The organism is Streptomyces sp. NPDC014891, from assembly GCF_043081085.1.
Taxonomy (GTDB): Bacteria; Actinomycetota; Actinomycetes; order Streptomycetales; family Streptomycetaceae; genus Streptomyces.
The window spans coordinates 357,009-379,721 of record NZ_JBIBWF010000008.1 but is presented as its reverse complement, the minus strand read 5'-3'; the positions used below and the strand labels follow the sequence as shown (position 1 = coordinate 379,721).

22 protein-coding genes are annotated in these 22,713 nt (G+C 74.3%); 8 read left to right on the top strand and 14 right to left on the bottom strand.

What is annotated here, in order from left to right:
* Nucleotides 1–57: 57 nt before the first annotated feature.
* From ACF09E_RS24435 to ACF09E_RS24415, 5 genes are read right to left on the bottom strand one after another with little or no spacing between them, the layout of a single operon-like run.
* Complete coding sequence (locus ACF09E_RS24435; RefSeq protein WP_388801350.1) at nucleotides 58–864, bottom strand: type III pantothenate kinase; 807 nt, start codon at nucleotides 862–864, stop codon at nucleotides 58–60.
* Nucleotides 864–1,889: a carboxylating nicotinate-nucleotide diphosphorylase gene (nadC, locus tag ACF09E_RS24430; RefSeq protein ID WP_392207012.1), complete on the bottom strand. Its 1,026-nt coding sequence runs from the start codon at nucleotides 1,887–1,889 to the stop codon at nucleotides 864–866. Before nadC ends, ACF09E_RS24435 begins: the two co-directional genes overlap by 1 nt.
* The gene (locus tag ACF09E_RS24425) at nucleotides 1,890–3,584 is read right to left on the bottom strand and encodes an L-aspartate oxidase (protein ID WP_392207010.1); all 1,695 of its coding nucleotides are present in this window, start codon (nucleotides 3,582–3,584) and stop codon (nucleotides 1,890–1,892) included.
* Nucleotides 3,581–4,666 (bottom strand): pantoate--beta-alanine ligase, encoded by a 1,086-nt coding sequence (panC, locus tag ACF09E_RS24420; protein WP_392207008.1) that lies wholly within the window; start codon nucleotides 4,664–4,666, stop codon nucleotides 3,581–3,583. The genes ACF09E_RS24425 and panC overlap by 4 nt, the downstream gene beginning before the upstream one ends.
* Nucleotides 4,663–5,628, bottom strand: a complete 966-nt coding sequence (locus ACF09E_RS24415) for a Rossmann-like and DUF2520 domain-containing protein (RefSeq protein ID WP_392207006.1) — start codon at nucleotides 5,626–5,628, stop codon at nucleotides 4,663–4,665. The genes panC and ACF09E_RS24415 overlap by 4 nt, the downstream gene beginning before the upstream one ends.
* Before the next feature lie 125 nt (nucleotides 5,629–5,753).
* Here ACF09E_RS24415 and ACF09E_RS24410 point away from each other — a divergent pair, with 125 nt between their 5' ends.
* Nucleotides 5,754–6,965 carry a threonine aldolase family protein gene (locus tag ACF09E_RS24410; RefSeq protein WP_392207004.1) on the top strand — a complete coding sequence of 404 codons (1,212 nt, stop codon included), beginning with the start codon at nucleotides 5,754–5,756 and terminating at the stop codon, nucleotides 6,963–6,965.
* 91 nt (nucleotides 6,966–7,056) lie between these two features.
* Here the strand turns inward: ACF09E_RS24410 and ACF09E_RS24405 are convergent, their stop codons facing one another.
* Entirely contained in the window at nucleotides 7,057–7,269 is a 213-nt protein-coding gene (locus ACF09E_RS24405; protein ID WP_392207002.1) for a hypothetical protein, read from the bottom strand.
* Nucleotides 7,270–7,406: 137 nt separating this feature from the next.
* Here ACF09E_RS24405 and ACF09E_RS24400 point away from each other — a divergent pair, with 137 nt between their 5' ends.
* Nucleotides 7,407–8,489, top strand: a complete 1,083-nt coding sequence (locus ACF09E_RS24400) for a DUF5937 family protein (protein ID WP_392207104.1) — start codon at nucleotides 7,407–7,409, stop codon at nucleotides 8,487–8,489.
* Between the two features lie 64 nt (nucleotides 8,490–8,553).
* On the opposite strand, the gene ACF09E_RS24395 is transcribed toward ACF09E_RS24400, so the two are convergent.
* Together ACF09E_RS24395 and ACF09E_RS24390 are read right to left on the bottom strand one after the other, a co-directional pair.
* Nucleotides 8,554–9,231, bottom strand: a complete 678-nt coding sequence (locus tag ACF09E_RS24395) for a response regulator (protein WP_392207000.1) — start codon at nucleotides 9,229–9,231, stop codon at nucleotides 8,554–8,556.
* An 18-nt stretch (nucleotides 9,232–9,249) separates the two neighbouring features.
* Complete coding sequence (locus ACF09E_RS24390) at nucleotides 9,250–10,458, bottom strand: sensor histidine kinase (RefSeq protein WP_392206998.1); 1,209 nt, start codon at nucleotides 10,456–10,458, stop codon at nucleotides 9,250–9,252.
* 97 nt (nucleotides 10,459–10,555) lie between these two features.
* Between ACF09E_RS24390 and ACF09E_RS24385 the strand changes: the two genes are divergently transcribed.
* Entirely contained in the window at nucleotides 10,556–11,698 is a 1,143-nt protein-coding gene (locus tag ACF09E_RS24385) for an SAM-dependent methyltransferase (RefSeq protein ID WP_392206996.1), read from the top strand.
* Nucleotides 11,699–11,702: 4 nt separating this feature from the next.
* Nucleotides 11,703–12,845: an NADH-quinone oxidoreductase subunit D gene (locus tag ACF09E_RS24380; protein WP_388801375.1), complete on the top strand. Its 1,143-nt coding sequence runs from the start codon at nucleotides 11,703–11,705 to the stop codon at nucleotides 12,843–12,845.
* A 47-nt stretch (nucleotides 12,846–12,892) separates the two neighbouring features.
* Here ACF09E_RS24380 and ACF09E_RS24375 read toward each other — a convergent pair whose 3' ends face one another.
* The 5 genes from ACF09E_RS24375 to ACF09E_RS24355 form a co-directional block, all read right to left on the bottom strand.
* Nucleotides 12,893–13,381 carry a GNAT family N-acetyltransferase gene (locus tag ACF09E_RS24375; protein WP_392206994.1) on the bottom strand — a complete coding sequence of 163 codons (489 nt, stop codon included), beginning with the start codon at nucleotides 13,379–13,381 and terminating at the stop codon, nucleotides 12,893–12,895.
* The gene (locus tag ACF09E_RS24370) at nucleotides 13,378–14,451 is read right to left on the bottom strand and encodes a hypothetical protein (protein WP_392206992.1); all 1,074 of its coding nucleotides are present in this window, start codon (nucleotides 14,449–14,451) and stop codon (nucleotides 13,378–13,380) included. The genes ACF09E_RS24375 and ACF09E_RS24370 overlap by 4 nt, the downstream gene beginning before the upstream one ends.
* Before the next feature lie 130 nt (nucleotides 14,452–14,581).
* A complete protein-coding gene (locus ACF09E_RS24365; RefSeq protein ID WP_392206990.1) occupies nucleotides 14,582–15,586 on the bottom strand; it encodes an ABC transporter substrate-binding protein in 1,005 nt (334 codons plus the stop codon).
* Nucleotides 15,587–15,603: 17 nt separating this feature from the next.
* The gene (locus ACF09E_RS24360; protein WP_392206988.1) at nucleotides 15,604–16,332 is read right to left on the bottom strand and encodes an ABC transporter permease; all 729 of its coding nucleotides are present in this window, start codon (nucleotides 16,330–16,332) and stop codon (nucleotides 15,604–15,606) included.
* Nucleotide 16,333: 1 nt separating this feature from the next.
* Nucleotides 16,334–17,020 (bottom strand): ABC transporter permease, encoded by a 687-nt coding sequence (locus ACF09E_RS24355; protein WP_388801390.1) that lies wholly within the window; start codon nucleotides 17,018–17,020, stop codon nucleotides 16,334–16,336.
* Nucleotides 17,021–17,163: 143 nt separating this feature from the next.
* Here ACF09E_RS24355 and ACF09E_RS24350 point away from each other — a divergent pair, with 143 nt between their 5' ends.
* Nucleotides 17,164–18,165, top strand: a complete 1,002-nt coding sequence (locus ACF09E_RS24350) for an ABC transporter ATP-binding protein (RefSeq protein WP_392206986.1) — start codon at nucleotides 17,164–17,166, stop codon at nucleotides 18,163–18,165.
* A 6-nt stretch (nucleotides 18,166–18,171) separates the two neighbouring features.
* Here the strand turns inward: ACF09E_RS24350 and ACF09E_RS24345 are convergent, their stop codons facing one another.
* Complete coding sequence (locus tag ACF09E_RS24345; protein ID WP_392206984.1) at nucleotides 18,172–19,284, bottom strand: alpha/beta hydrolase; 1,113 nt, start codon at nucleotides 19,282–19,284, stop codon at nucleotides 18,172–18,174.
* Nucleotides 19,285–19,449: 165 nt separating this feature from the next.
* Here ACF09E_RS24345 and ACF09E_RS24340 point away from each other — a divergent pair, with 165 nt between their 5' ends.
* From ACF09E_RS24340 to ACF09E_RS24330, 3 genes are read left to right on the top strand one after another with little or no spacing between them, the layout of a single operon-like run.
* Entirely contained in the window at nucleotides 19,450–21,303 is a 1,854-nt protein-coding gene (locus tag ACF09E_RS24340) for a phosphatidylglycerol lysyltransferase domain-containing protein (RefSeq protein WP_392206983.1), read from the top strand.
* Between the two features lie 28 nt (nucleotides 21,304–21,331).
* Nucleotides 21,332–22,192 (top strand): dihydropteroate synthase, encoded by an 861-nt coding sequence (folP, locus tag ACF09E_RS24335; RefSeq protein WP_392206981.1) that lies wholly within the window; start codon nucleotides 21,332–21,334, stop codon nucleotides 22,190–22,192.
* Nucleotides 22,189–22,665: a nuclear transport factor 2 family protein gene (locus ACF09E_RS24330; RefSeq protein ID WP_392206979.1), complete on the top strand. Its 477-nt coding sequence runs from the start codon at nucleotides 22,189–22,191 to the stop codon at nucleotides 22,663–22,665. The genes folP and ACF09E_RS24330 overlap by 4 nt, the downstream gene beginning before the upstream one ends.
* Nucleotides 22,666–22,713 lie beyond the last annotated feature (48 nt).

Here is a 22,713-nt window from a genome sequence, read left to right as displayed (position 1 = left end):
ATGCCGGCGGGGGCGGCGGGGTCGCCCCCGGCCGGGTCGTCCGGGGTGGTGCCGGGCTCACATGCGGGACACGTTGCGCTCGTACACCAGGCGCAGGCCGATCAGGGTCAGCCAGGGCTCGTGGTGGTCGATCTCCTTGGAGTCGGCGAGGACCATCGGCGCGAGGCCGCCGGTCGCGATCACGGTCACGTCCGACGGGTCGCCGGCCGGACCGGCGAGCTCGCGCTTCATGCGGGCGACGACGCCGTCGACCTGGCCCGCGTAGCCGTAGACGATGCCGGACTGCATCGCCTCGACCGTGTTCTTCCCGATGACGCTGCGCGGACGGGCCAGCTCGATCTTGCGGAGCATGGCGCCCCGGACGCCGAGCGCCTCGACCGAGATCTCGATGCCGGGCGCGATCGCCCCGCCCGCGTACTCCCCGCGCGCGGTGATCGCGTCGTACGTCGTCGCGGTGCCGAAGTCGACGACGATCGCCGGGCCGCCGTACAGCTCGACGGCGGCGACGGCGTTGATCACCCGGTCCGCGCCGACCTCCTTGGGGTTGTCCGTGAGGACCGGGACGCCGGTCTTGACGCCCGGCTCCACCAGGACCGCCGGGACGTCCCCGTAGTACCGCCGGGTGACCTCGCGCAGCTCGTGCAGCACCGACGGGACCGTCGCGCAGATGGCGATCCCCTCGATGCCGTCGCTCAGCTCGACGCCGAGCAGCGGGTGCATGCCCATGAGGCCCTGGAGCAGGACCGCCATCTCGTCGGCGGTGCGGCTCGGATCGGTGGAGATCCGCCAGTGCTCGACGATCTCGTCACCGTCGAAGAGACCGAGGACCGTGTGCGTGTTGCCGACGTCGATGGTGAGCAGCATCAGGCCCGCACCTCGCGCAGGTCGAGGCCGATGTCGAGGATCGGGGAGGAGTGGGTGAGGCCGCCGACGGCCAGGTAGTCCACCCCGGTCGCGGCGTACGCGGCGGCGTTCTCCAGGGTCAGCCGGCCCGAGGACTCCAGGACGGCGCGGCCCGCGACGAGGGCGACGGCCTCCTCGGTCTCCAGCGGGGTGAAGTTGTCCAGCAGGATCAGGTCGGCGCCCGCCTCCAGGACCTCGCGGACCTGGTGCATCGTGTCGACCTCGACCTCGATGGGCAGCTCGGGGAACAGCTCCCGCACGGCCTTGAAGGCCTGGGCCACGCCGCCGGCCGCCACCACGTGGTTGTCCTTGACGAGGGCCGCGTCGGAGAGCGACATGCGGTGGTTGACGCCGCCGCCGCAGCGGACCGCGTACTTCTCCAGGGCGCGCAGCCCCGGGGTCGTCTTGCGGGTGTCGCGGACCTTGGCCTTCGTGCCCTCCAGGGCGTCCGCCCACGCACGCGTGGCAGTGGCGATGCCGGAGAGGCGGCACAGGATGTTGAGCGCGCTGCGCTCACCGGTGAGCAGGTCGCGGGTGCGGGCCGTGACGCTGAGGAGCACGGCCCCGGCCTCGACGCGCTCGCCGTCCTCGACGTGCCGCTCGACCTCGAACGCGTCGTCGCAGACGATCGAGAGGACGGCCTCGGCGACGCGCAGGCCGGCCACGACACCGGCCTCGCGGGCGGTGAAGTCGGCGGTGGCGACGGCGTCCTCGGGGACGGTCGCCACGGTCGTCACGTCGACGCCGCCGTCGAGGTCCTCCGCGATCGCGAGGTGGGCGATGTCCTCGACCTGCACGGGGTCCAGGCCGGCCGCCGCCAGGAGCTCGGCGAGCGCCGGGTCGAGCCCGCACTCGAACTCCTCGCCGCCGCCGCAGCCGCAGCCGTCGCCGCAGCCGCCGGCCTCCTCCTCCTCGGAGGACACCGAGTTGATCTGGATGAGAGGGACGTCCACGGGCTGCGGACGGGCTTCCTCGGGCGTGCTCACTTACGGCTCCCTGGGGGCATCGGAGGTGGGGGGAAAGTCGTGCGTGCCGGTCGTCCGGACGTCGAGGGCCCGCTCCGGGGTGAGGCGGACGACGAGGTGCCGGCGCCAGTGCGGATCGTCGCGGTCGGGGCGGTCCTCGCGCCAGTGGCAGCCGCGGGTCTCCTCGCGGCGGCGGGCGGCGGCGACCAGGACGCGGGAGACGCACAGCAGGTTGGTGGTCTCCCAGGCGTCGACGCCGGGCTCGCCGGCCTTGGTGTCGTCGCTGCCGCCCGCGAGGGCGTCGCTGTGCAGGGCGTCGAGGGCCTCGGCGGCCTCCCGCAGGCTGGCCTCCGAGCGCAGGACCCCGGCCCCGGCCGTCATGATCCGCTGGATACGGGTCCGGGCGCCGGCCACCGGCAGCGGCAGGGTCACCGGGGCCGCGTGCAGCACCGGGGCGCCGGCGGCGCGGGGGGCGGCCGCGGTGATGTCGTCGGCGATCCGCTCGGCGAAGACCAGGCCCTCCAGGAGCGAGTTCGAGGCGAGCCGGTTGGCGCCGTGGACGCCCGTACAGGCCACCTCGCCGCACGCGTACAGGCCGGGCACGGTCGTCCGGCCCCGCAGGTCGGTACGGACGCCGCCGGAGGCGTAGTGGGCGGCGGGGGCGACCGGGATCGGCTCCGTGACGGGGTCGATGCCGTGCGAGCGGCAGGCCGCGAGGATCGTGGGGAAGCGCTCCTCCCACATCTCGGCGCCGAAGTGGCGGGCGTCGAGGTACATGTTCTCGGTGCCGCGCTCCTGCATCCGGCGGGTGATCGCCTTGGCGACGATGTCCCGGGGCGCCAGCTCGGCGAGCTCGTGCTGCCCGACCATGAAACGGACGCCGTCGGCGTCGACCAGGTGGGCGCCCTCGCCGCGCACGGCCTCGGAGACCAGCGGCTGCTGGCCCTCGGAGCCGGCGCCGAGGAAGAGCACCGTGGGGTGGAACTGGACGAACTCCAGGTCGGAGACCTCGGCCCCGGCACGCAGCGCGAGCGCGACTCCGTCCCCGGTGGAGACCGCCGGGTTGGTGGTCGCGGAGAACACCTGACCCATGCCGCCGGTCGCGAGGACCACCGCGGGCGCGTGGACGGCGCCGACGCCGTCGTGCTGGCCCTCGCCCATGACGTGCAGGGTCACGCCCGCCGTGCGGCCCTCGGCGTCGGTGAGGAGGTCCAGGACGAGGGCGTGCTCGATGGTGCGCACGCCCCGGTCGCGTATCGCCTCGACCAGGGCGCGGGAGATCTCGGCGCCGGTCGCGTCGCCGCCCGCGTGCGCGATGCGGCGGCGGTGGTGGCCGCCCTCGCGGGTCAGCGCGATCTCGCCGTCGGCGGTCTTGTCGAAGTCGGCGCCGGTCGCGATCAGCCGGCGGACGGCGTCGGGGCCCTCGGTGACGAGGGCGCGGACGGCCCGCTCGTCGCAGAGGCCGGCGCCGGCGACCAGGGTGTCGTCCAAGTGCTGCTCGGGGGTGTCGCCGTCGCCGAGGGCGGCGGCGATGCCGCCCTGGGCCCAGCGGGTGGAGCCGTCGTCGAGCCGGGCCTTGGTGACGACGACCGTGCGCAGCCCGGCGGCGGTGCAGCGCAGGGCGGCGGTGAGGCCGGCGACGCCGGAGCCGACCACGACGACGTCGGCTTCGATGGCCCAGCCGGGCGCGGGGGCGTGCAGCCGTATTCCGGTCACTGGGCGGCTCCGAACGTGGTGGACATGGGGGCTCCGAGGAGGAGGGGGGTGTTGTCGATCAGCCGCGTGGCGCCGACGCGCGCGGCGACGGCGAGGACGGCCTCCCCGTCGTGGTCGTCGGGCACCTCGGTGAAGTCGGCCGGGTCGACCAAGGCCAGGTAGTCGAGGACGAGCGGCGGCCGGGCCCGCGACGCGTCGTCGAGGACGGCGCGGGCCGCGGCCCGCACGGCGTCGGCGCCACAGCCGTCGGCGGCCTGCGCCACCGCGTGGGCGTCGGCGGCGGCCCGGGCCTCGCCGAGCCGGGAGAGGGCGTCGGCGCGGCTCTGGGCGCCGGGCAGGGCCTCGGCACGCGCGCGGAGCGCCTCCTGGGCGGCGAGCCGGTCGCGGGCGGCGAACAGCGCACCGGACAGCGCCAGGGCGGTGCGGCGCTCGTCGGCCGACAGGTAGCGGTTGCGGCTGGAGAGGGCGAGCCCGTCGGTCTCGCGGACCGTCGGCACGCCGACGATCTCGACCGGGAAGTTCAGGTCGCGGACCATCCGGCGGATCAGGGCCAGCTGCTGGGCGTCCTTCTGGCCGAAGAAGGCCAGGTCGGGGGCGGTGAGGTGGAGCAGCTTGGCGACGACGGTCAGCATCCCGTCGAAGTGGCCGGGCCGGGAGGCGCCTTCGAGGAGCTCGCCCATGGGACCCGCGGCGATCCGGACCTGGGGCTCCCCGCCCGGGTAGACCTCGTCGACGGCGGGTGCGAAGACGGCGCTCGCGCCCGCGGCGAAGGCGACGTCGAGGTCGGCGTCGAGGGTCCGGGGGTAGCGGTCGAGGTCCTCGCCGGCGCCGAACTGGAGCGGGTTGACGAAGACGGTGACGACGACGAAGCCCTGGTCGCCGACCCGCTCGCGGGCTGCCCTGACCAGGGAGGCGTGGCCTTCGTGGAGTGCGCCCATGGTCATGACGACGGCGTTCCCGCCGGGGGTCCCGAAGCGGGCCGCGGCGGCGTGGAGCTCCTCGGCCGTGCGGAGGAGCCCGGCCGGCTGGTGGCGGCGGTCGGGCCGGGCGCTCGCGGTGCGGTCGCGGTCGAGCGGGCTCATCGGTCGTCTCCTTGCGGCCCGTCGGCCGCTCCCGCGGCCCCGGTCGTGCCGGCTGGGGGCTCGGCGAGCACGCCCAGCAGGTCCTCGGCCAGCTCGGGCTTGAGCAGGCCGTGCGCGAGCGCGCGGTCGGCGGTCGTGCGGGCCATCGCCAGATAGCCGGCGACCGTGCCGGGGGCGTGCTTGCGCAGCTCGGTGACGTGGGCGGCGACCGTGCCGGCGTCGCCGCGCGCGACGGGGCCGGTGAGGGCCGCGTCCCCGGACCGCAGCGCGTTGTCGAGGGCGGCGCCGAGCAGCGGGCCGAGCATGCGGTCCGGGGCGGCGACGCCGGCCTTGTGCAGCAGTTCCATCGACTGGGCCACCAGGGTGACCAGGTGGTTCGCGCCGAGCGCCAGGGCCGCGTGGTAGAGCGGGCGGGCGTCCTCCGCGATCCACTCGGGCTCGCCGCCCATCTCGATCACCAGTGCCTCGGCCGCCAGCCTCAGCTCGTCCGGCGCGGTGACCCCGAAGGAGCAGCCGGCCAGGCGCTGGACGTCGACGGCGGTGCCGGTGAAGGTCATCGCGGGGTGCAGGGCGAGCGGCAGGGCGCCCGCGCGCCGGACGGGGTCCAGGACCCGGGTCCCGTACCGCCCGGAGGTGTGCACGATCAGCTGTCCCGGCCGGACGGCCCCGGTGTCGGCGAGGCCCTCGGCCAGGCCGGTCAGCGCGTCGTCCGGCACGGTCAGCAGGACCAGGTCGGCGAGGGCGAGGACGCGGGCGGGCTCCACGACGGGGACGTCGGGCAGGAGCTCCGCGGCGCGGCGCCGGGAGGCGTCGGAGACCGCCGAGACGGCGACGGGCCGGTGCCCGGCGAGCCGGAGGGCGGCGGCGAGGGCGGGGCCCACGCGGCCCGCGCCGACGACTCCGACGGTCAGCCGGGCGGGTCGGTCCTCGGCTCGGGGCTCTGGCGCTGCGGGTGCGTTCACGGTGGGGGTGGCCTTCCGTTCCAGTCCTCGGCGGGTACCGGACGATTTCTGGTCATGCTACGCCAGCGTTTCGCGGTGCTCCGTGGCTGTCCACAGGGTGTGGGCGGTGGTGTGATGATCGCTCCATGGAACCTGTGGACGAGGGGGGCACCGTGGACCCGGCGAACGCCGCGGAGGCGGACGAGGAAGCGGCCCGGCTGTACCGGGCGAGGGTCTGGGGCGGCGCCCGGCGGAAGCTGTGGCACACGTCGGTGGACGGCACCGTCGGCACGCGCCTGCGTGAGCTGGCCGACTGGGCCGAGGTCACCGGCCGGGCCGACGGACCGGTCGACACGTACGGGAACGGCCCGGTGGAGGAGCTGGAGGAGCGCGTCGCCGCGGAGCTCGGCCTCCCCGCCGCCGTGTTCTTCCCCACCGGGACGATGGCCCAGCAGGTGGCGCTGCGCTGCTGGGCCGGGCGGACCGGCAGCCCCGTCGTCGCGCTCCACCCGCTCGGCCACCCCGAGGTCCACGAGGGCGGCGCGCTCGGAGCCGTGTCCGGGCTCCGCACCGTCCACCCGACCGACGCCCCGCGGCTGCCGACGGCCGAGGAGGTGCGGGACCATCCGGAGCCGTTCGGGACGCTGATGCTGGAGCTTCCGCTGCGGGACGCCGGTTTCGTGCTGCCGTCGTGGGAGGAGCTGACCGCGGTGGTGGAGGCGGCCCGTGAGCGGGACGCCGTGGTCCACTTCGACGGGGCGCGGCTCTGGGAGTGCCCGACGCACTTCGGGCGCCCGCTCGCGGAGATCGCGGGACTCGCCGACAGCGTCTACGTCTCGTTCTACAAGTCGCTCGGCGGGCAGTCCGGCGCCGTGCTCGCCGGGCCCGAGGACGTCATGGCCGAGGCGCGGGTGTGGCGGCACCGGTACGGGGGTCTGGTCTTCCAGCAGTACCCGGCGGCGCTCTCCGCGCTCCGGGGCCTGGACGAGGAACTGCCCAGGCTGCCCTCGTACGCGGCCCACGCGCGCGTGGTGGCCGCGGCGGTCCGGGAGGCGCTCGCGGAGGCGGGCACCGGATGGTTCCGGGTCCACCCGGAGACTCCGCACACCCACCAGTTCCAGGTCTGGCTGCCGTACGGGGCCGAGGCCCTGACCGCGGCGGCCCTGGCCCAGACCGAGGAGACGGGCACGGTCCTCTTCCGCCGCTGGTTCGCCCCGGGCGCGGGCGGCCCGCCGGGGGTCGCCCTGACGGAACTGACGGTGGGGGAGGCGGGCCTGGAGTGGACGGCGGAGGACGTCCGGGAGGCGGTGCGGGAGTTCTTGTCGAGGGTGGGGCAGAGCGGCTCGAAGGTGGGGTAGAGCGGCCCACCGCGGTCCCGCGCCCGGCGGTCCGGGGCGCCCCGGGGCGGCGCGGTCGGTCCGTCAGCGCCCCTGGGGGCGCGTCGAGCCGTCAGCAGGCCCGGGCCCGGAGGCGCAGCAGCCGGCGCAGGACGGTCCGGAGGCCGCCCCGTACCGGCCGGCCCGCCAGGACCCGCTCGAAGCGGCGCCGGTCGCGGACCGCCCGCAGCACGGCGACGTCGTGGGTGCCGGGCGCCGGCGGGGCCGGCTCGCCGAGCTGCTCGGCGCGGTACGTGTCGAGGAGGTACTGATGCAGCGCGTTCATGGCCCCACCGTGCGCCGCGGCCCGGCACCGTGACCCGTCGTTTGACGGGGGCGGTCAAACGGCGCCCGTCGATTGACGGGGGCCGTCAAACGACACGACAGCTCCGCCGGGCCACCCCGCACCATAGGGGGGTGAGCGTGACCATCGACATCACCGGACTGCCGCACGAGCGGATCACCTTCTGCCCCTCGCCGCTGGCGGAGCTCGGCAACGCCCTGCACGCCCTCGCCGAGCCCGCGCACCACGCCCGGCTGCACGCCTGGACGACCGCCACCTCCGCGGCCCTGAAGCCCGAACTGGCGGACCGGCTGCACGAGGCCGACTTCATGTGGCGGTCCACCCGGTCCGACATCCTGCTGCCCGCCCGGCCCCGCGCGACCCTCGCCGAGGAGCTGGACGACCTCGACCGCATGGACGACGAGAAGTACGTGGGCTCGGCCCTGGAGATCTCCTGCGCGAGCCGCTACTCCGACGGCGCTCCCTCGCCCCTCGTCGACGAGGGGATGCGGCGGCGGGCGCTCGAACTGGCCACCGCGCGCGGTCCGCGCCAGGCCGCGTTCGTGGAGCGGATGCTCGCCGACCCGCCCGGTACGCGCGCGTGGATCCGGCGTCTCCTGGAGGACTGCGACGAGGCGTTCTTCGCCGACACCTGGCGCCGGGTCCAGGTCCAGCTCGCCGCCGACGCCCGCCACAAGACGGAGCTGATGCGCCGCAAGGGCCTGGCCGAGGCCGTCGCCGACGCGTCCTCCGCGATGGTCCTGGAGGAGGACGCGGCGGGCTCCCGGATCGTCGTCGACAAACTGGCCCAGGCCCGAACCAGCGCGGAGGGCACCGGGGTGACGTTCCTGCCGACCGCCTTCGGCTGGCCGCACCTGTTCGCCCTGCACACCCCCGGCTGGCAGCCGGTGATCCAGTACCCGCTGCCCGCCCGCGACCTCGGCGGCGGCGCCCCCGTCGACACGGTCAAGCTGCGCCTGGAGGCGGTCGCCCACCCGATGCGGATCCGGCTGTGCCGCAGCCTGGCCCGCGGCTCGTACTCGACGAGCGAGCTGGCCGACACGTACGGCATCACCGCCCCCGAGGTCTCCCGGCACCTCGCGGTGATGCGGAAGGCCGGCCTGATCACCACCCAGCGGCGCGGCCGGTACGTCCTGCACCAGCTGGACGTCGCCGTCGTCGCCCGCCTCGGCAGCGACTTCCTGGAGAGCGTCCTCCGCTAGCGGCCGCCCGGCCGATGCCCGGCGGGCCCCGGCCGGCCCAGCCGGAGCGGAGCACCCCGCCCGCTCAGCCCGCCGCGCCGCCGCCCGCGCGGACCAGGCCCGTCTCGTACGCCAGGACGACGACCTGGACCCGGTCGCGCAGGCCCAGCTTGGTCAGGATGCGGCCCACGTGGGTCTTCACCGTCGCCTCGGACAGGACGAGACGGGCGGCGATCTCGCCGTTCGACAGGCCCTGCGCGACCAGCATCATCACCTCGCGCTCCCGGTCCGTGAGCCGCCCCAGCTCCTTGTGCTCGGGCTCCTTGCCCGAGGACGGCAGCATCGGCGAGAAGCGGTCCAGGAGCCGCCGGGTGGTCGAGGGGGCCACCACCGCGTCGCCGCTGTGCACCGAGCGGATCGCGCCGAGCAGCTCCGCCGGCGGCACGTCCTTCAGCATGAAGCCGCTCGCCCCCGCCTTCAGTCCCGAGAACGCGTACTCGTCGAGGTCGAACGTGGTCAGGATCAGCACCTTCGGCGCGTCCGGCTGCGAGCAGATCCGCCGGGTCGTCTCCACCCCGTCCAGCCTGGGCATGCGGACGTCCATCAGCACCACGTCGACCGCCGTCGCGCGCAGCACCTCCAGCGCCTCGACCCCGTCGCCCGCCTCCGCGACGACCTCCATGTCCGGCTGGGCGGCCAGCACCATGCGGAAGCCGGTGCGCAGCAGCACCTGGTCGTCGACAAGCATCACGCGGATGGACATCAGTTTCCTTCGGGGTCGTCAGTGAGCGGGCTTGAGAGGGAGCAGGGCGCTGATGCGGAAGCCTCCACCGGGGCGCGGGCCCGCGTCCAGCGTGCCGCCGACCATGCCGACCCGCTCCCGCATGCCGATCAGGCCGTGGCCTCGGCCGTCGGCTCCCCCGTCCTCGTACATCTCCTGCGGCGCTCCCCGTCCGTCGTCCTCGACGAGCAGGCCGAGGCCGTCGTCGAAGTACACCAGCCGGACGCTGGCACCGACGTCGGGACCGCCGTGCTTGCGCGTGTTGGTGAGGGCCTCCTGCACGATCCGGTACGCGGTGAGCTCGACGCCGCTGGGCAGCGGACGGGGGCTCCCCTCGACCGCGAAGTCGACGGTCAGCCCGGCCCCCCGCACCTGCTCGACCAGGTCCTCGATCTGCTTCACGTCGGGCTGCGGCACGTACTCTCCGGCCTCCTGGTGCTCCCCGGTCCGCAGGATGCCGAGGAGCCTGCGCATCTCCGCGAGGGCCTGCCGGCCGGTGGTGGAGATGGTGTCCAGGGCCTGCTTGGCGGTCTCCGGGGAGGAGTCCATGACGTACGCCGCGCCGTCGGCCTGCACCACCATCACCGACACGTTGTGCGCGACGACGTCGTGCAGCTCGCGGGCGATCCGCGCCCGCTCGGCGGCGACCGCGACCTTGGCCTGGGCCTCGCGCTCCTGCTCCAGCCGGGAGGCCCGCTCCTCCAGCTGCGCGAAGTAGGCGCGGCGGGTGCGGAGCGAGTCGCCGAGGACCCAGGCGAGCGCGAACGGGACGGTCATGATGACGGTGAAGAAGACCTGGGCGGGGCCCGACTGCGGGCCCTCCGCCGGCCATCTCAGCTGGGAGAGCGTCGCGGCGCAGAGCCCGCCGGCCAGCGCGAGCCGGGACGCCCAGCGGGGTCCGTCGTGCGCGGCGACGGTGTAGATGATCACGAGCATGGCGAAGTCGGCCGGGAAGGGCTGGAGGCCGAAGGCGAGCTGCGCCAGACCGAGGCCGACCGAGAGGAGGAGCATCTTCTCCGGGGCACGTCGCCGCAGGGCGACGACCAGCGGGAAGAGCACCGCCACGAGGGCGTAACCGGCGGGGTGGCCCCCCACCGAGGCGCCCCCTGACGACACCACCCACAGCATGGAGAACCCCAGGAGGACGACCGCCCAGAAGGTGTCGACGCCCGTGGGGTGTCTGCGGATGAAGTCGTAAAGGCGCTGCACGTCACCCAGAGTAGGGAAGGGAGAAAGGTGCAGGGATCAACCGTGGGGTCGATCCTTGGCGCGGGACCCGTACTCCCCGAGGTGGAGACTGGGGCGCGTGACGGATGAGACGTGTCAGTGGCAGGGGTGGCGGCAGGCCACGGAGCGGGCGCTGTACGGCCCGGGGGGCTTCTATCTGCGGCCCGAGGGGCCCGCGGGGCACTTCCGCACCTCGGTGCACGCCTCCCCGCTGTTCGCGGGGGCGGTGGCCCGGCTGCTCGCGGAGGTCGCCGAGGAGCTGGGGACGTCCGAGGTCGACCTCGTCGACGTGGGCGCCGGGCGCGGGGAGCTGCTGACCGGCGTCCTCGCCGCGCTCGCGGACGGCGACGGCACCCCGGGCGGCTCCACCGGCGGTGCCCGGCGCGGCCCGCACGACCGCGCCCCGGGCGGCACCCCGGGCGGCGGGGCCGCCGGCCGCGTGCCCGCGGGCACGCCCGGCTTCGTCCCCGGCGGCCTCACGGTGCGGGCGTACGCCGTCGAGCGGGCACCGCGGCCCGCCGGGCTCGATCCGCGCGTCGTCTGGACCGATCGGCTGCCCCGCGGCGTGCGCGGGCTGGTCTTCGCCAACGAGTGGCTCGACAACGTGCCGGTGGACGTGGCCGAGGTGGACGCCGCGGGCACGGCCCGGTACGTGGAGGTGCGCGAGGACGGCTCGGAGCGGCTCGGCGGTCCGGTCTCCGGCGCGGACGCGGAGTGGCTGGCCCGCTGGTGGCCGCTGGCGGAGCCGGGGGCGCGGGCCGAGATCGGCCGGCCGCGCGACGAGGCCTGGGCGTCGGCGGTGGCCTCGCTGGCGGCGGGCCGCGCGGTCGCCGTGGACTACGCGCACGTACGGGAGACCCGGCCGCCCTTCGGGTCGCTGACCGGCTTCCGGGCGGGCCGCGAGGTCCCGCCGGTCCCGGACGGCGGCGGCGACCTGACGGCGCACGTGGCGCTCGACGCGTGCGCGGCGGCCGGCGGCGGGGACGGGCGGCACCCGGCCGAGCTGGTCACGCAGCGGGAGGCGCTCGGCCGGCTCGGGGTGTCCGGCGGCCGGCCGCCGCTCTCGCTCGCCTCCGCGGATCCCGCCGCCTACGTCCGCGCCCTCTCCTCCGCCGGGGAGGCCGCCGAGCTCACGGCCCGCGGCGGTCTCGGCGACTTCCTGTGGCTGACCCAGCGGGTCCCGGGCGGGGCGACGGAGCCGCCGGGGCAGGGGGGATACTGACCGCATGACGGAGACGACGGTCGGCATCGGCGGCGCGGCGGAGAGCACCGACATGGTGCTGAACATCGGGCCGCAGCACCCCTCGACGCACGGCGTGCTCCGGCTCCGGCTCGTGCTCGACGGAGAGGTCGTGCGGGAGGCCGAGCCGGTCGTCGGCTACATGCACCGCGGTGCCGAGAAGCTCTTCGAGGCCCGGGACTACCGGCAGATCATCATGCTGGCCAACCGGCACGACTGGCTCTCCGCCTTCTCGAACGAGCTCGGCGTGGTCATGGCCGTCGAGCGGATGCTGGGCATGGAGGTCCCGGAGCGCGCGGTGTGGACCCGTACGCTCCTCGCCGAGCTGAACCGGGTCCTGAACCATCTGATGTTCCTCGGCTCCTACCCCCTCGAACTGGGCGGCATCACCCCGGTCTTCCACGCCTTCCGGGAGCGCGAGGAGCTCCAGGCCGTGATGGAGGAGGTCTCCGGCGGCCGGATGCACTACATGTTCAACCGGGTCGGCGGCCTCAAGGAGGACCTGCCCGCCGGCTGGCTCGGCCGGGCCCGGCAGGCCGTCGCCGACGTCCGCTCCCGGATGGACGTGTACGACCGGCTCGTCCTCGGCAACGAGATCTTCCGGGGCCGTACCCGCGGGGTCGGCGTGCTGTCGCCGGCGTCGGTCCACGCGTACGGGGTGTCGGGGCCCATCGCGCGCGCCTCGGGCGTCGACTTCGACCTGCGCCGCGACGAGCCGTACCTGGCCTACGGGGAACTGAGGGACACCCTGCGGGTCCCGGTCCGCCAGGAGGGCGACTGCCTGGCCCGCTTCGAGTGCCTGCTGGAGCAGACGCACAACGCGCTGGACCTCGCGGACGCCTGCCTGGACCGGATGGCCGAGCTGCCGCCGGGGCCCATCAACCAGCGGCTGCCGAAGGTGCTCAAGGCGCCGGAGGGCCACACGTACGCGTGGACCGAGAACCCGCTCGGCGTCAACGGCTACTACCTGGTGTCCAAGGGCGAGAAGACCCCCTACCGGCTGAAGCTCCGGTCGGCGTCCTTCAACAACATCCAGGCGCTGGTGGAACTGCTGCCGGGGACGCTGGTGGCGGACATGGTGGCGATCCTCGGGTCGCTCTTCTTCGTCGTCGGCGACATCGACAAGTAGCCCGACAAGGAGCCACGTGGCTCGACAGGCGGCGGGGAGCCCGGCGGTCAGCGCTCCCGGCGCATCACGACGTACTCCCGCTCCTCCCGGCCGGGGCGGCGCCGGTCCGCCACCGTCCACCCCCAGCGGGCGTACCGGCCCGTCAGTTCCGGTACGTCGAGGGTCATCAGGAGGGCCGGTCCGGGCGCGGCGGCCGCGAGGAGCGCGTCGTGGAGGCCGCGGCCGATGCCGAGGCCCTGGTGTCCGGGGGCGACGACGAGTTCGGCGAGTTCGAAGGCGGGCTCGGCGCCGGTCAGCACGGTGTCGGTCCAGCCGGCCGCGAACCCGAGGAGGGCGCCGTCGGCGTCGAGCGCGGCCACCGCGGTGAAGTCGTCCCGGCGGTCCGCCGAGTCGAGCAGCCGGTCCACGGTGCGCACCGCGCCGCGCGGCGGCTCGTGCCAGGGGGCGCCGCAGAAGGCCTGGGCGCACAGGGCGAGCAGTTCGTCGCGGTGGCCCGCGGCCTCACCGGCCGGGAGGTCGGCGAGGCGGTGGGTCACGAGTTCACCGCTCCGCGCAGCTCGGCCACGTCGAGCTGCTCGGTCTCGTCGTGCGCGGTCAGGTCGATGACCTGGCCGACCGCCTGCGCCGGGGTCTGCGGGGTGCCCGTGGGGCCGATCGGGGTGAGGAGCGGGGCGCCGAGCGCGGCCTGCGCCGCCAGGGCCTCCTCCAGGACCTCCTCGCCCACGACGTCGGCGAGGTCGGTGTGCTGCACGGCCTCGATCGCGGCCGCCGCCTTCTGCGTACCGAAGAAGTCGAAACCGCCCTCGGGGCGGGCGACGGGCCTGCGGGCCGCGTACGGGACGATCGCGGACGCCGTCGGCACCGCCGGGACCCGCGGGGAGGCGGGCGCGGCCGGCGGGAGCGCGAGGGCGGAGGCGGCCGGGCGGCTGTGCTCGGTTCCGGCGGCCGCCGCGTGCTTCCCCTGCGGTTCCTCCGTCTCCCGGGCCCGCTCGGCGAGGTCCCGCGCGCGGGCGGCCTCGGCGGTACGGCGGGCGTGCTGCGCGGCGGCGTTGCGCGGCAGGTCGCGCAGGGCCAGGGCGGCGCGCCGGTAGGCCTCGGGCGTGGGCGCGGAGCTGCCGGCGGGCAGCGCCTTGACGTCCTCGGCGGCCGCGCCGGACTCCAGCGCCAGGACGCGGGCGCCCTCCAGCGCGCTGGCCCGCTCGGTCTCGGCCGTGGCGTACCGGCGGAGCAGGTCGGCGTGCTCGCCGCGCAGCCCGGCCAGCTCGACGCGCTTGGCGCGCAGCTTCGTGTCGAGCCGGGAGCGCAGCGCGCGGGCCTCTTCGAGGTCGGACTCCAGCTCGGCGACCCGCTCCTCGGCCTTCCACTGGTCGGCGGTGCGGGCGCGGTCGAGCTCGGCGACCCGCAGTCCGGCGCTCCGGTCCCAACTGCGCATGAGGACGGCACCGGTGACGGCGGCGGCCGCCGCCGCGGCCGCGAGCAGCCGGACGACGATCAGGTCACCGGGCAGCCAGGCGGCCGCGGCGCACACGACCGCGGCGCCGGCGACCGCGGAGGGCGGCAGCAGCTTGTGCAGAGGCGGGGAATGGCGGTGGCGTCCACGTGGCATGGCCTGAAATTTACCGTGCGTAGGCGTCGTGTGGGGCGTCGGCCCGGTAATCTCTTGGCCACTTCTCGCCACCGGAAGTGGATATCCGCCGTTCCGGTTCCGTTTCGAGCCGACGCCCCCCGCCCGAGCGCTACTTGTTGAGCAGCCCCTTCGTCTCCAGATAGGCCTTGGCGACGTCCTCCGGCTTCGCCCGCTCGGCATCGACCTTGCGGTTGAGTTCGGCGAGATCCGCTGTGGTGAGCACCTTGGTGATCTTGTCCAGGGCAGCGGCTATCTCGGGCGAACCCGCGTCCTCGGCGTTGACCACGGGCAGCACGTTGTCGGCGTTCTGCAGCTTCTTGTCGTCCTCCAGGAAGACCAGGCCGTAGCTCTCGACGGTGGCGTCCGTGGTGGTCGTCAGGACCAGCTGGTCGACCCCGTCCTTCACGGCCTGCTTGGCCTGCGGGGTGCCGACGCCCTTGGGGTCGACCCCGGTCACGTCGATCCCGTACGTCTTCTTCAGGCCCGGGGCGCAGAAGGGCCGTACGGCGCATTCGTCACCGGCGGCGATCTTCACCTTGAGCTTCGACGCCCCGAGATCGGAAAGCGTCTTCAGCTTGTTCTTCTCGGCGAATTCCCTCGTCACCGCGAACGCGTTCTGATCGACCGCCCCGCCGACCGCGAGCACCTTCAGACCGCGCGGTTCGGCGAGCTTCCGCAGCGCCTCGACGGTGGCCGCCGCATCCCCGGAGGCGACCGGCTTCTCCTCGGGCGCCTTCGGCCCGTTCACCTTCGCGTTGAGGAATTCCGCGATGGTCGCCGCGTATTCGGGGACGACGTCGATCTCGCCCTTCTCCAACGACGGCTCGTACAGCTCGCGATTCTTCACGGTGGTGATGGACACGGAGTATCCGGCGTCCCGCAGCGCCTGGGCGTACAGCTCGGCGAGCACCTTGGCCTCGGTGAAGGCGGCGGCGCCGACCACCAGCGAGCCCTTCCCGCCGCCGGAGGCGTCCGCGTCCCCGGCGCCTCCCGAGCCGTTCTTCTTGCCCTCCTCCAGGCTGTCACCGCCGCACGCGGCCAGTGCGACGGTCAGTGCCGCCGTCCCCAGCACCGCGCCCGCGATACGCGAGACCCTGTTCACGAGATCACCCATCCCCAGTCAGCTTCTGCTCAGTTGCTCGGTTGCTCTTGCCCGGTTGCCCGGTTGCCAAGCCGCTCGGATCGTTGGTCGCGCCGTCGCTCGACGCGCGGGAAGAACAGCCGGTCGGCGCCGACGAGGACGCCCTCCACCAGGAGGGCGAGCAGGGCCACGAGGACCGCTCCCGCGACGACCTGCGCCGTGTCGTAGGTGGCGAAGCCGGCCGTGATGATCCGGCCGAGGCCGCCCTGGCCGACCATCGCCGCGATCGTCGCCGTGGCCACCACCTGGACCGCGGCCGACCGGACCCCGGTCATCACCACCGGGCGCGCCAGCGGCAGTTCGACCTGCCGGAACAGCTGCCCACCGGTCATCCCCATGCCCCGCGCGGCCCGCACCGCCGCCGGGTCCACCTCCCGCATCCCCACGTAGGCGTTGGTGAGCAGCGGGGGTATCGCGAAGAGCACGAGGGCCACGACGGTCGGCACGTACCCGGCGTTCCGCAGGGGGGACACCATGAACAGGGCGAGGACGGCGAAGACCGGGATCGCCCGCCCGACGTTCGACACGTTCACCGCGAGGGCCCCGCCCCGGCCGAGGTGGCCCAGCCAGAGGCCCAGCGGCAGCGCGATCGCCGCGGCGATCAGCAGCGCGGCCCCGCTCACGTACACGTGCTCGGCGAGGCGCTGCCCGACCCCCTCCTCGCCCGTCCAGTGCGCGCCGGTGGTGAGCCAGCCCCAGGCGTCCGTCACCACGCCCATCTCACCCACCCCCCGGCGCGGTCCGTATCCGGGTCCACGGCGTCAGCAGCCGCTGGAGTCCCAGGAGAAGCAGGTCGGCGAGGACGGCGAGGAGCACGCACAGCACCGAGGCGGCGAGCATCTGCGCCTTGAAGAACGTGGGCAGGGCGTCCTCGATGAGATTGCCGAGGCCGCCGCGGCCGACGACCGAGCCGACCGTCGTCAGCGCGATCGTGGAGACCGTCGCCATCCGTATCCCCGCCATCAGCACCGGCAGCGCCAGCGGGAGTTCGACCTCCCACAGCAGGCGCAGCGAGCCGTACCCCATGCCCCGCGCGGCCTCCCGGGTCTCGGCCGGCACGGCGGCGAGCCCCGCGAGCGTGTTCCGCACGAGGATCGTCAGCGCGTAGAGCACGAGGCCGGTCACCACCAGTGCCGAGGACAGCCCGAAGAAGGGCAGCAGCAGGGAGAACATGGCGAGCGACGGCACCGTGTAGAGCAGGGTGGTCAGTCCGAGGACGGGGCCCGCGAGGCGGGGTCTGGCCCGGACGAGCAGCGCGAGGGGCACGGCGACGGCGAGCGCGATCAGCACGGAGGCGACCGTGATTCCCACATGCTGGAGCGTGGCGTCGGTCAACTCCGCGGTGCGCGAGCGCAGGTACTCGCCGCAGATCCAGTCGTTCGTGACCAGACAGTTCGGTGCGCTCATCCGTCCCTCCCCCCGGGTCGCCTATCGTCCGAACGCGTGTCTGACGACCCTAACCCCCGGCACCGACAATCCCCGAGACCCGCCACAATGCGGCAACACGCCCTTCACACACCCCCGGCATCCAGGGGCCAGAATGGGGAACCATGATCCGGTTCGAGCACGTGACCAAGCGGTATCCGGACGGCACGACCGCCGTCGACGACCTCTCGTTCGAGGTGGCGGAGGGCGAACTCGTCACCCTGGTCGGGCCGTCCGGCTGCGGCAAGACGACCACGATGATGATGGTGAACCGGCTCGTCGAGCCGACCTCCGGCCGCGTCCTCGTCGACGGCGAGGACATCGCCGGCGTCGACCCCGTCGCCCTGCGCCGCAAGATCGGCTACGTCATCCAGCAGGTCGGGCTCTTCCCGCACCGCACGGTCCTGGACAACACCGCGACCGTCCCCGCCCTCCTCGGCTGGAAGAAGGCCGCCGCACGCGCGCGTGCCGCCGAACTCCTCGACCTCGTCGGGCTCGACCCGGCCGTCTACGGCTCCCGCTACCCCGCGCAGCTCTCCGGCGGGCAGCGCCAGCGGGTCGGCGTGGCCCGCGCGCTCGCCGCCGACCCGCCGGTCCTCCTCATGGACGAACCCTTCGGCGCCGTCGACCCGGTGGTCCGCGAGCGCCTCCAGAACGAGTTCCTCGCGCTCCAGGCCACCGTCCGCAAGACCGTCCTCCTCGTCACCCACGACATCGAGGAGGCCGTCCGCATGGGCGACCGCATGGCGGTCTACGGACAGGGCCGCATCGAGCAGTTCGACACCCCGGCGACCGTCCTCGGCGCCCCCGCCACCCCGTACGTCGCGGACTTCGTCGGCAGCGACCGCGGGCTCAAGCGGCTCGCCGTCACCCCCGTCACGGAGGCCGACCTCGACCCCGTACCGGCGAAGGAACCCACGGCGGCCGGCGGGCCCGGGAGGGCGGACGGCGACCCCGACCCCGTACCGCTCGGCACCTCCCTCAAGGACGCCCTCGCCGTCCTCCTCCAGCACGACACCGGCCGCCTCACGGTCACCGGCGCGGACGGCCGCCCGCTCGGCGTCCTCACCCCCGAGGGCGTCCACCGCGCCCTGCGCCGCGCGTCGGCCCCCGCCCCGGCCCCCTGAGCGGGCTCAGGTCGCGCTGAGCTTGCCGCTCATCCAGACCAGACCCGGCGGGATCTCGCGGTTCCAGGTGTTGAAGTTGTGGCCGCCGCTCTCCAGCGTGATCGACGAGACCCTCGCCGGGCTCTTCACCCGCTTGATGAACTCCAGCGTGCCCCGCCGGTTGCCCTCGCCCTGCTTCGACGTCGTCACCAGGAACGACGAGGCGCCCGGCGGCCGGTGGTCCAGGCTCCACAGCAGGTCACCGCGCTTGCGCAGCCGGTCGTCCCCGTGGAAGAGGTCACCGGTCGTCACGTCCTCCGCCGCCCGGTAGTACGCCGAGAAGCCCGCCCCCGCGGCGAACCGGCCGGGGTGGTGCAGTGCGATCTTCAGCGCGCAGTACCCGCCCGTGGAGTTCCCCATGAACCCCCAGTTGCGGGGCTTCGTGCCCACCCGGTAGGCCTCCGAGACCGCCTTCGGCAGGTCCTCGGCGAAGAAGGTCTCCGTCTGCGGGCCGCCCGGCACGTCCACGCACTCGGTGTCCCGCGGCGGCGCCACCGTCGGCCGCAGCATCACCAGGATCATCGGCTGCATCCGGCCCTCCTTCGCCTGGAGGTACGCCGTCTTCGGGTACTTGAGGCCCTTGATCAGGTTCTCCGCCGTGCCCGGATACCCCGTCAGCACCACCGAGGCCGGGAAGGTGCGCTTCGCGTACGCGGGCTGGAAGTACTCCGGCGGCAGGTACACGTACGCCGGCGAGACGATCCCCGAACGCTCCCCCGCCACCACGACCTTCTGTATCTGCCCCGCCGTCGCCGGACGGCCACCGCCCGGCACGTCGAGCCCCTGCCTCCCCACCACCCGCAGGTCCTTCGAACCGGCCGCGTGGTCGACGACCACGCCCATGTCCTGCTCCTGGCCGAACAGGTCCGCCCACGAGCCGTAGAACAGGAAGGAACGGTTCGCCGCGAGGCCCACCGCGGCGAACAGCGCGACCTGCGTCACCAGCAGCAGCCCGACCCGCCCCACCACCGCACGCCAGCCGCGACGCGCGAGCCGCGGCCACAGCCAGACCGTGACGAGGAACAGCACCACGGCGAGCACGACCGCCACCACGAGAACTTTGTTGCTGGTGAGACCCATGGGACGACCGAGCCCTCTTTCCGAGATTTTCCTGTGAACCGATGAACCCGACCCCGTACGGCTCCGTCCTAGAAGGCGCACCAACCGGAACGGCCCGCCCGACGCGCCGCAGGGCCCGACCGGAGTCAAGGACCCTTCGCAGGACCACGGGAAGCACGGGAAGCCATGTCTGTCACAGTAGATGGGGACAAATCAGGATTGGTTCCGGTTCGGGTACGCCGGATTCTCCGCGGCCCCCGCCCCGAGAAGGTCCCCGCCCTCGTCGGCACCGCCTGCACCCTGATCGGCCTCATCGACATCGCGGCCGGTGTCTTCCCCCGCTTCCGCGCCAGCCGCATGCACGCCGTCGCCGAAGTCCTCCCCGGCACCCTCGGCCCCCTCTCCGCAGCCCTCTCCCTCAGCGCCGGCGTCCTCCTCCTGCTCCTCGCCCACGGCCTCAAGCGCCACAAGCGCCGCGCCTGGCGCGCCGCCGTCGTCCTGCTCCCCCTCGGCGCCACCGCCCAGTTCATCTGGCGCCACTCCATCCTCGGCGTCCTCCTCTCCCTCGCCCTGCTCGCCCTCCTGCTCCGCCACCGCGGCGAGTTCGCCGCCCTGCCCGACCCCCGCAGCCGCTGGCGCGCCCTCGCCAACTTCGTCGTCATGGGGGCCGGCTCCCTCGCCCTCGGCCTCGTCATCGTCAGCGCCCACCCCCGCCGCGTCATCGGCAGCCCCAGCCTCACCGACCGCCTCGAACACGTCCTGTACGGACTCTTCGGCGTCGAAGGCCCCGTCGGCTACAGCAACGGCGTCGACTGGACCGTCGGCTACTCCCTCGGCGCCCTCGGCATGCTCACCGCACTCACCACCATCTACCTCGCCTTCCGCCCCGAGCACCCCGCCGCCCGCCTCACCGACGAGGACGAGGTCCGCCTGCGCGCCCTCCTCGACCAGCACGGCGGCCGCGACTCCCTCGGCCACTTCGCACTCCGCCGCGACAAGGGCGTCGTCTTCTCCCCCAGCGGCAAGGCCGCCGTCTGCTACCGCGTCGTCTCCGGCGTCATGCTCGCCAGCGGCGACCCCATCGGCGACGTCGAAGCCTGGCCCGGCGCCATCGAACGCTTCATGGACGAGGCCAAAGCCCACTCCTGGACCCCCGCCGTCATGGGCTGCTCCGAGACCGGCGGCCAGGTCTGGACCCGCGAGACCGGCCTCGACGCCCTCGAACTCGGCGACGAGGCGGTCGTCGACGTCGCGGATTTCTCCCTCTCCGGACGAGCCATGCGCAACGTCCGCCAGATGGTCAAACGCATCGAACGCAACGGCTACACCACCCGCGTCCGACGCGTCCGTGACCTCGACCCCGACGAACTCGAAGCCGTCCGCCACGCCGCCGCCGACTGGCGCGGCACCGACACCGAACGCGGCTTCTCCATGGCCCTCGGCCGCATCGGCGCCCCCGGCGACGGCGACGCCGTCATAGCGACCGCCCACAAGACCGACGCCACCGACGCCACCGACGCCACCGGCACCCCCTACGGCGACCTCAAGGCGATCATCCACTTCGTCCCCTGGGGCCCCGACGGCATGTCCCTCGAACTCATGCGCCGCGACCGCTCCGCCGACCCCGGCATGAACGAGCTCCTCATCGTCGCCGCACTCCAGGCCTCCCCCGCCCTCGGCATCGCCCGCGTGTCCCTCAACTTCGCCATGTTCCGCGCGGCCCTCGCCCGCGGCGAGAAGATCGGCGCCGGCCCCGTCCTGCGCGCCTGGCGCGGCCTCCTCGTCTTCCTCTCCCGCTGGTTCCAGATCGAATCGCTGTACAAGTTCAACGCCAAGTTCCGCCCCCGCTGGGAACCCCGCTTCGTCGTCTACCGCACCAGCCGCGACCTCCCCCGCATCGGCTTCGCCGCCATGCAGGCCGAAGGATTCGTGAACCTCGCACTCCCCCGCCCCTTCACCCGCAGGCGCCCCGCCCCGACCCCCCGCCCCTGCGCCCACATCGTCCCCACCCCCTCGGAGCGCGAGGTCCGAGCCGCCTGACCCGGCCCCCGGGCCCTACGCTGGACACATGAGTACGACGATCGACCGGGGTACCGCCCGAGGCCTTCCGGAGTGGGACCGCTGCGCGGTCATGGGCGTGGTCAACGTGACCCCCGACTCCTTCTCCGACGGCGGCCGCTGGTTCGACACCACGGCCGCCGTCAAACACGGCCTCGACCTCGTCGCCCAGGGCGCCGACCTCGTCGACGTCGGCGGCGAGTCCACCCGGCCCGGCGCCAGCCGCGTCGACGAGGACGAGGAACTCCGCCGCGTCGTCCCCGTGGTCCGCGGCCTCGCCGCCGAAGGCGTCACCGTCTCCGTCGACACCATGCGCGCCCGCGTCGCATCCCGCGCCGTCGACGCCGGCGCCGTCCTCGTCAACGACGTCAGCGGCGGCCTCGCCGACCCCGGCATGGTCCCCGCCGTCGCCGCCGCCGAGGTCCCCTTCGTCGTCATGCACTGGCGCGGATTCAGCCAGGACATGAACAGCCTCGCCGTGTACGACGACGTCGTCACCGAGGTCGTCGGCGAACTCCGCACCCGCCTGGAGGCCGTCGTCGACGGCGGCGTCGACCCCGACCGCATCGTCGTCGACCCCGGCCTCGGCTTCGCCAAACTGGCCCCCCACGACCTCGCCCTCGTCGCCCGCCTCCCCGCACTCCGCGCCCTCGGCCGCCCCCTCCTCGTCGCCGCCTCCCGCAAGCGCTTCCTCGGCCACGTCCTCACCCGCGAGGGCTCCGCACCGCCCCCCGCCCGCGAACGCGACGCCGCCACCGCAGCCGTCTCCGCCCTCGCCGCCCACGCGGGCGCCTGGGCCGTCCGCGTCCACGAGGTCCGGGCCACCGCCGACGCCGTACGGGTCGCCCGCGCCGTCGAGGGAGCCGCGTGACCCGCACCGCCGACGAAGCCGCCGTCGAAGCCGCCAACACCGCCTTCTACGAGGCGATGGAGACCGGCGACTTCGAGGGCGTCTCCGCCCTCTGGCTCGACGACGGCGCCACCCCCGTCACCTGCGTCCACCCCGGCTGGCCCGTCCTCACCGGCCGCGGCGAGGTCCTCCGCTCCTACGCCGTGATCATGGCGAACACCGAGTACATCCAGTTCTTCCTCACCGATCTGGAGATCTCCCTCGCCGGCCCCACCGCCGTCGTCACCTGCACCGAGAACATCCTCAGCGGCGGACCCGCCGAGGACGGCGCCGAACTGGGCCCCCTCGTCGGACAGCTCGTCGTCGCCACCAATGTGTTCCGCCACACACCCGAGGGCTGGCGGATCTGGTCCCACCACGCCTCCCCCGTCCTCGCCGACACCACCGACACCGCCGGGACACCGGACGAGGAGCCCGACGGCGACACCCCGTGACCCCGCCGCCACACCCGCCCACGGCGCCGCCCACGCCCCCGCAGGCAA

Excerpts from the sequence above, each read along its gene's own strand:
- ACF09E_RS24350 (WP_392206986.1), top strand. The coding sequence starts at position 17,164 with ATGATCCGGTTCGAGCACGTGACCAAGCGGTATCCGGACGGCACGACC.
- panC (WP_392207008.1), bottom strand. The coding sequence starts at position 4,666 with ATGAGCCCGCTCGACCGCGACCGCACCGCGAGCGCCCGGCCCGACCGC.
- ACF09E_RS24355 (WP_388801390.1), bottom strand. The coding sequence starts at position 17,020 with ATGAGCGCACCGAACTGTCTGGTCACGAACGACTGGATCTGCGGCGAG.
- ACF09E_RS24370 (WP_392206992.1), bottom strand. The coding sequence starts at position 14,451 with ATGCCACGTGGACGCCACCGCCATTCCCCGCCTCTGCACAAGCTGCTG.
- ACF09E_RS24340 (WP_392206983.1), top strand. The coding sequence starts at position 19,450 with ATGTCTGTCACAGTAGATGGGGACAAATCAGGATTGGTTCCGGTTCGG.
- ACF09E_RS24395 (WP_392207000.1), bottom strand. The coding sequence starts at position 9,231 with ATGTCCATCCGCGTGATGCTTGTCGACGACCAGGTGCTGCTGCGCACC.
- ACF09E_RS24365 (WP_392206990.1), bottom strand. The coding sequence starts at position 15,586 with ATGGGTGATCTCGTGAACAGGGTCTCGCGTATCGCGGGCGCGGTGCTG.
- folP (WP_392206981.1), top strand. The coding sequence starts at position 21,332 with ATGAGTACGACGATCGACCGGGGTACCGCCCGAGGCCTTCCGGAGTGG.
- ACF09E_RS24410 (WP_392207004.1), top strand. The coding sequence starts at position 5,754 with ATGGAACCTGTGGACGAGGGGGGCACCGTGGACCCGGCGAACGCCGCG.
- ACF09E_RS24405 (WP_392207002.1), bottom strand. The coding sequence starts at position 7,269 with ATGAACGCGCTGCATCAGTACCTCCTCGACACGTACCGCGCCGAGCAG.
- ACF09E_RS24345 (WP_392206984.1), bottom strand. The coding sequence starts at position 19,284 with ATGGGTCTCACCAGCAACAAAGTTCTCGTGGTGGCGGTCGTGCTCGCC.
- ACF09E_RS24435 (WP_388801350.1), bottom strand. The coding sequence starts at position 864 with ATGCTGCTCACCATCGACGTCGGCAACACGCACACGGTCCTCGGTCTC.
- ACF09E_RS24380 (WP_388801375.1), top strand. The coding sequence starts at position 11,703 with ATGACGGAGACGACGGTCGGCATCGGCGGCGCGGCGGAGAGCACCGAC.
- ACF09E_RS24360 (WP_392206988.1), bottom strand. The coding sequence starts at position 16,332 with ATGGGCGTGGTGACGGACGCCTGGGGCTGGCTCACCACCGGCGCGCAC.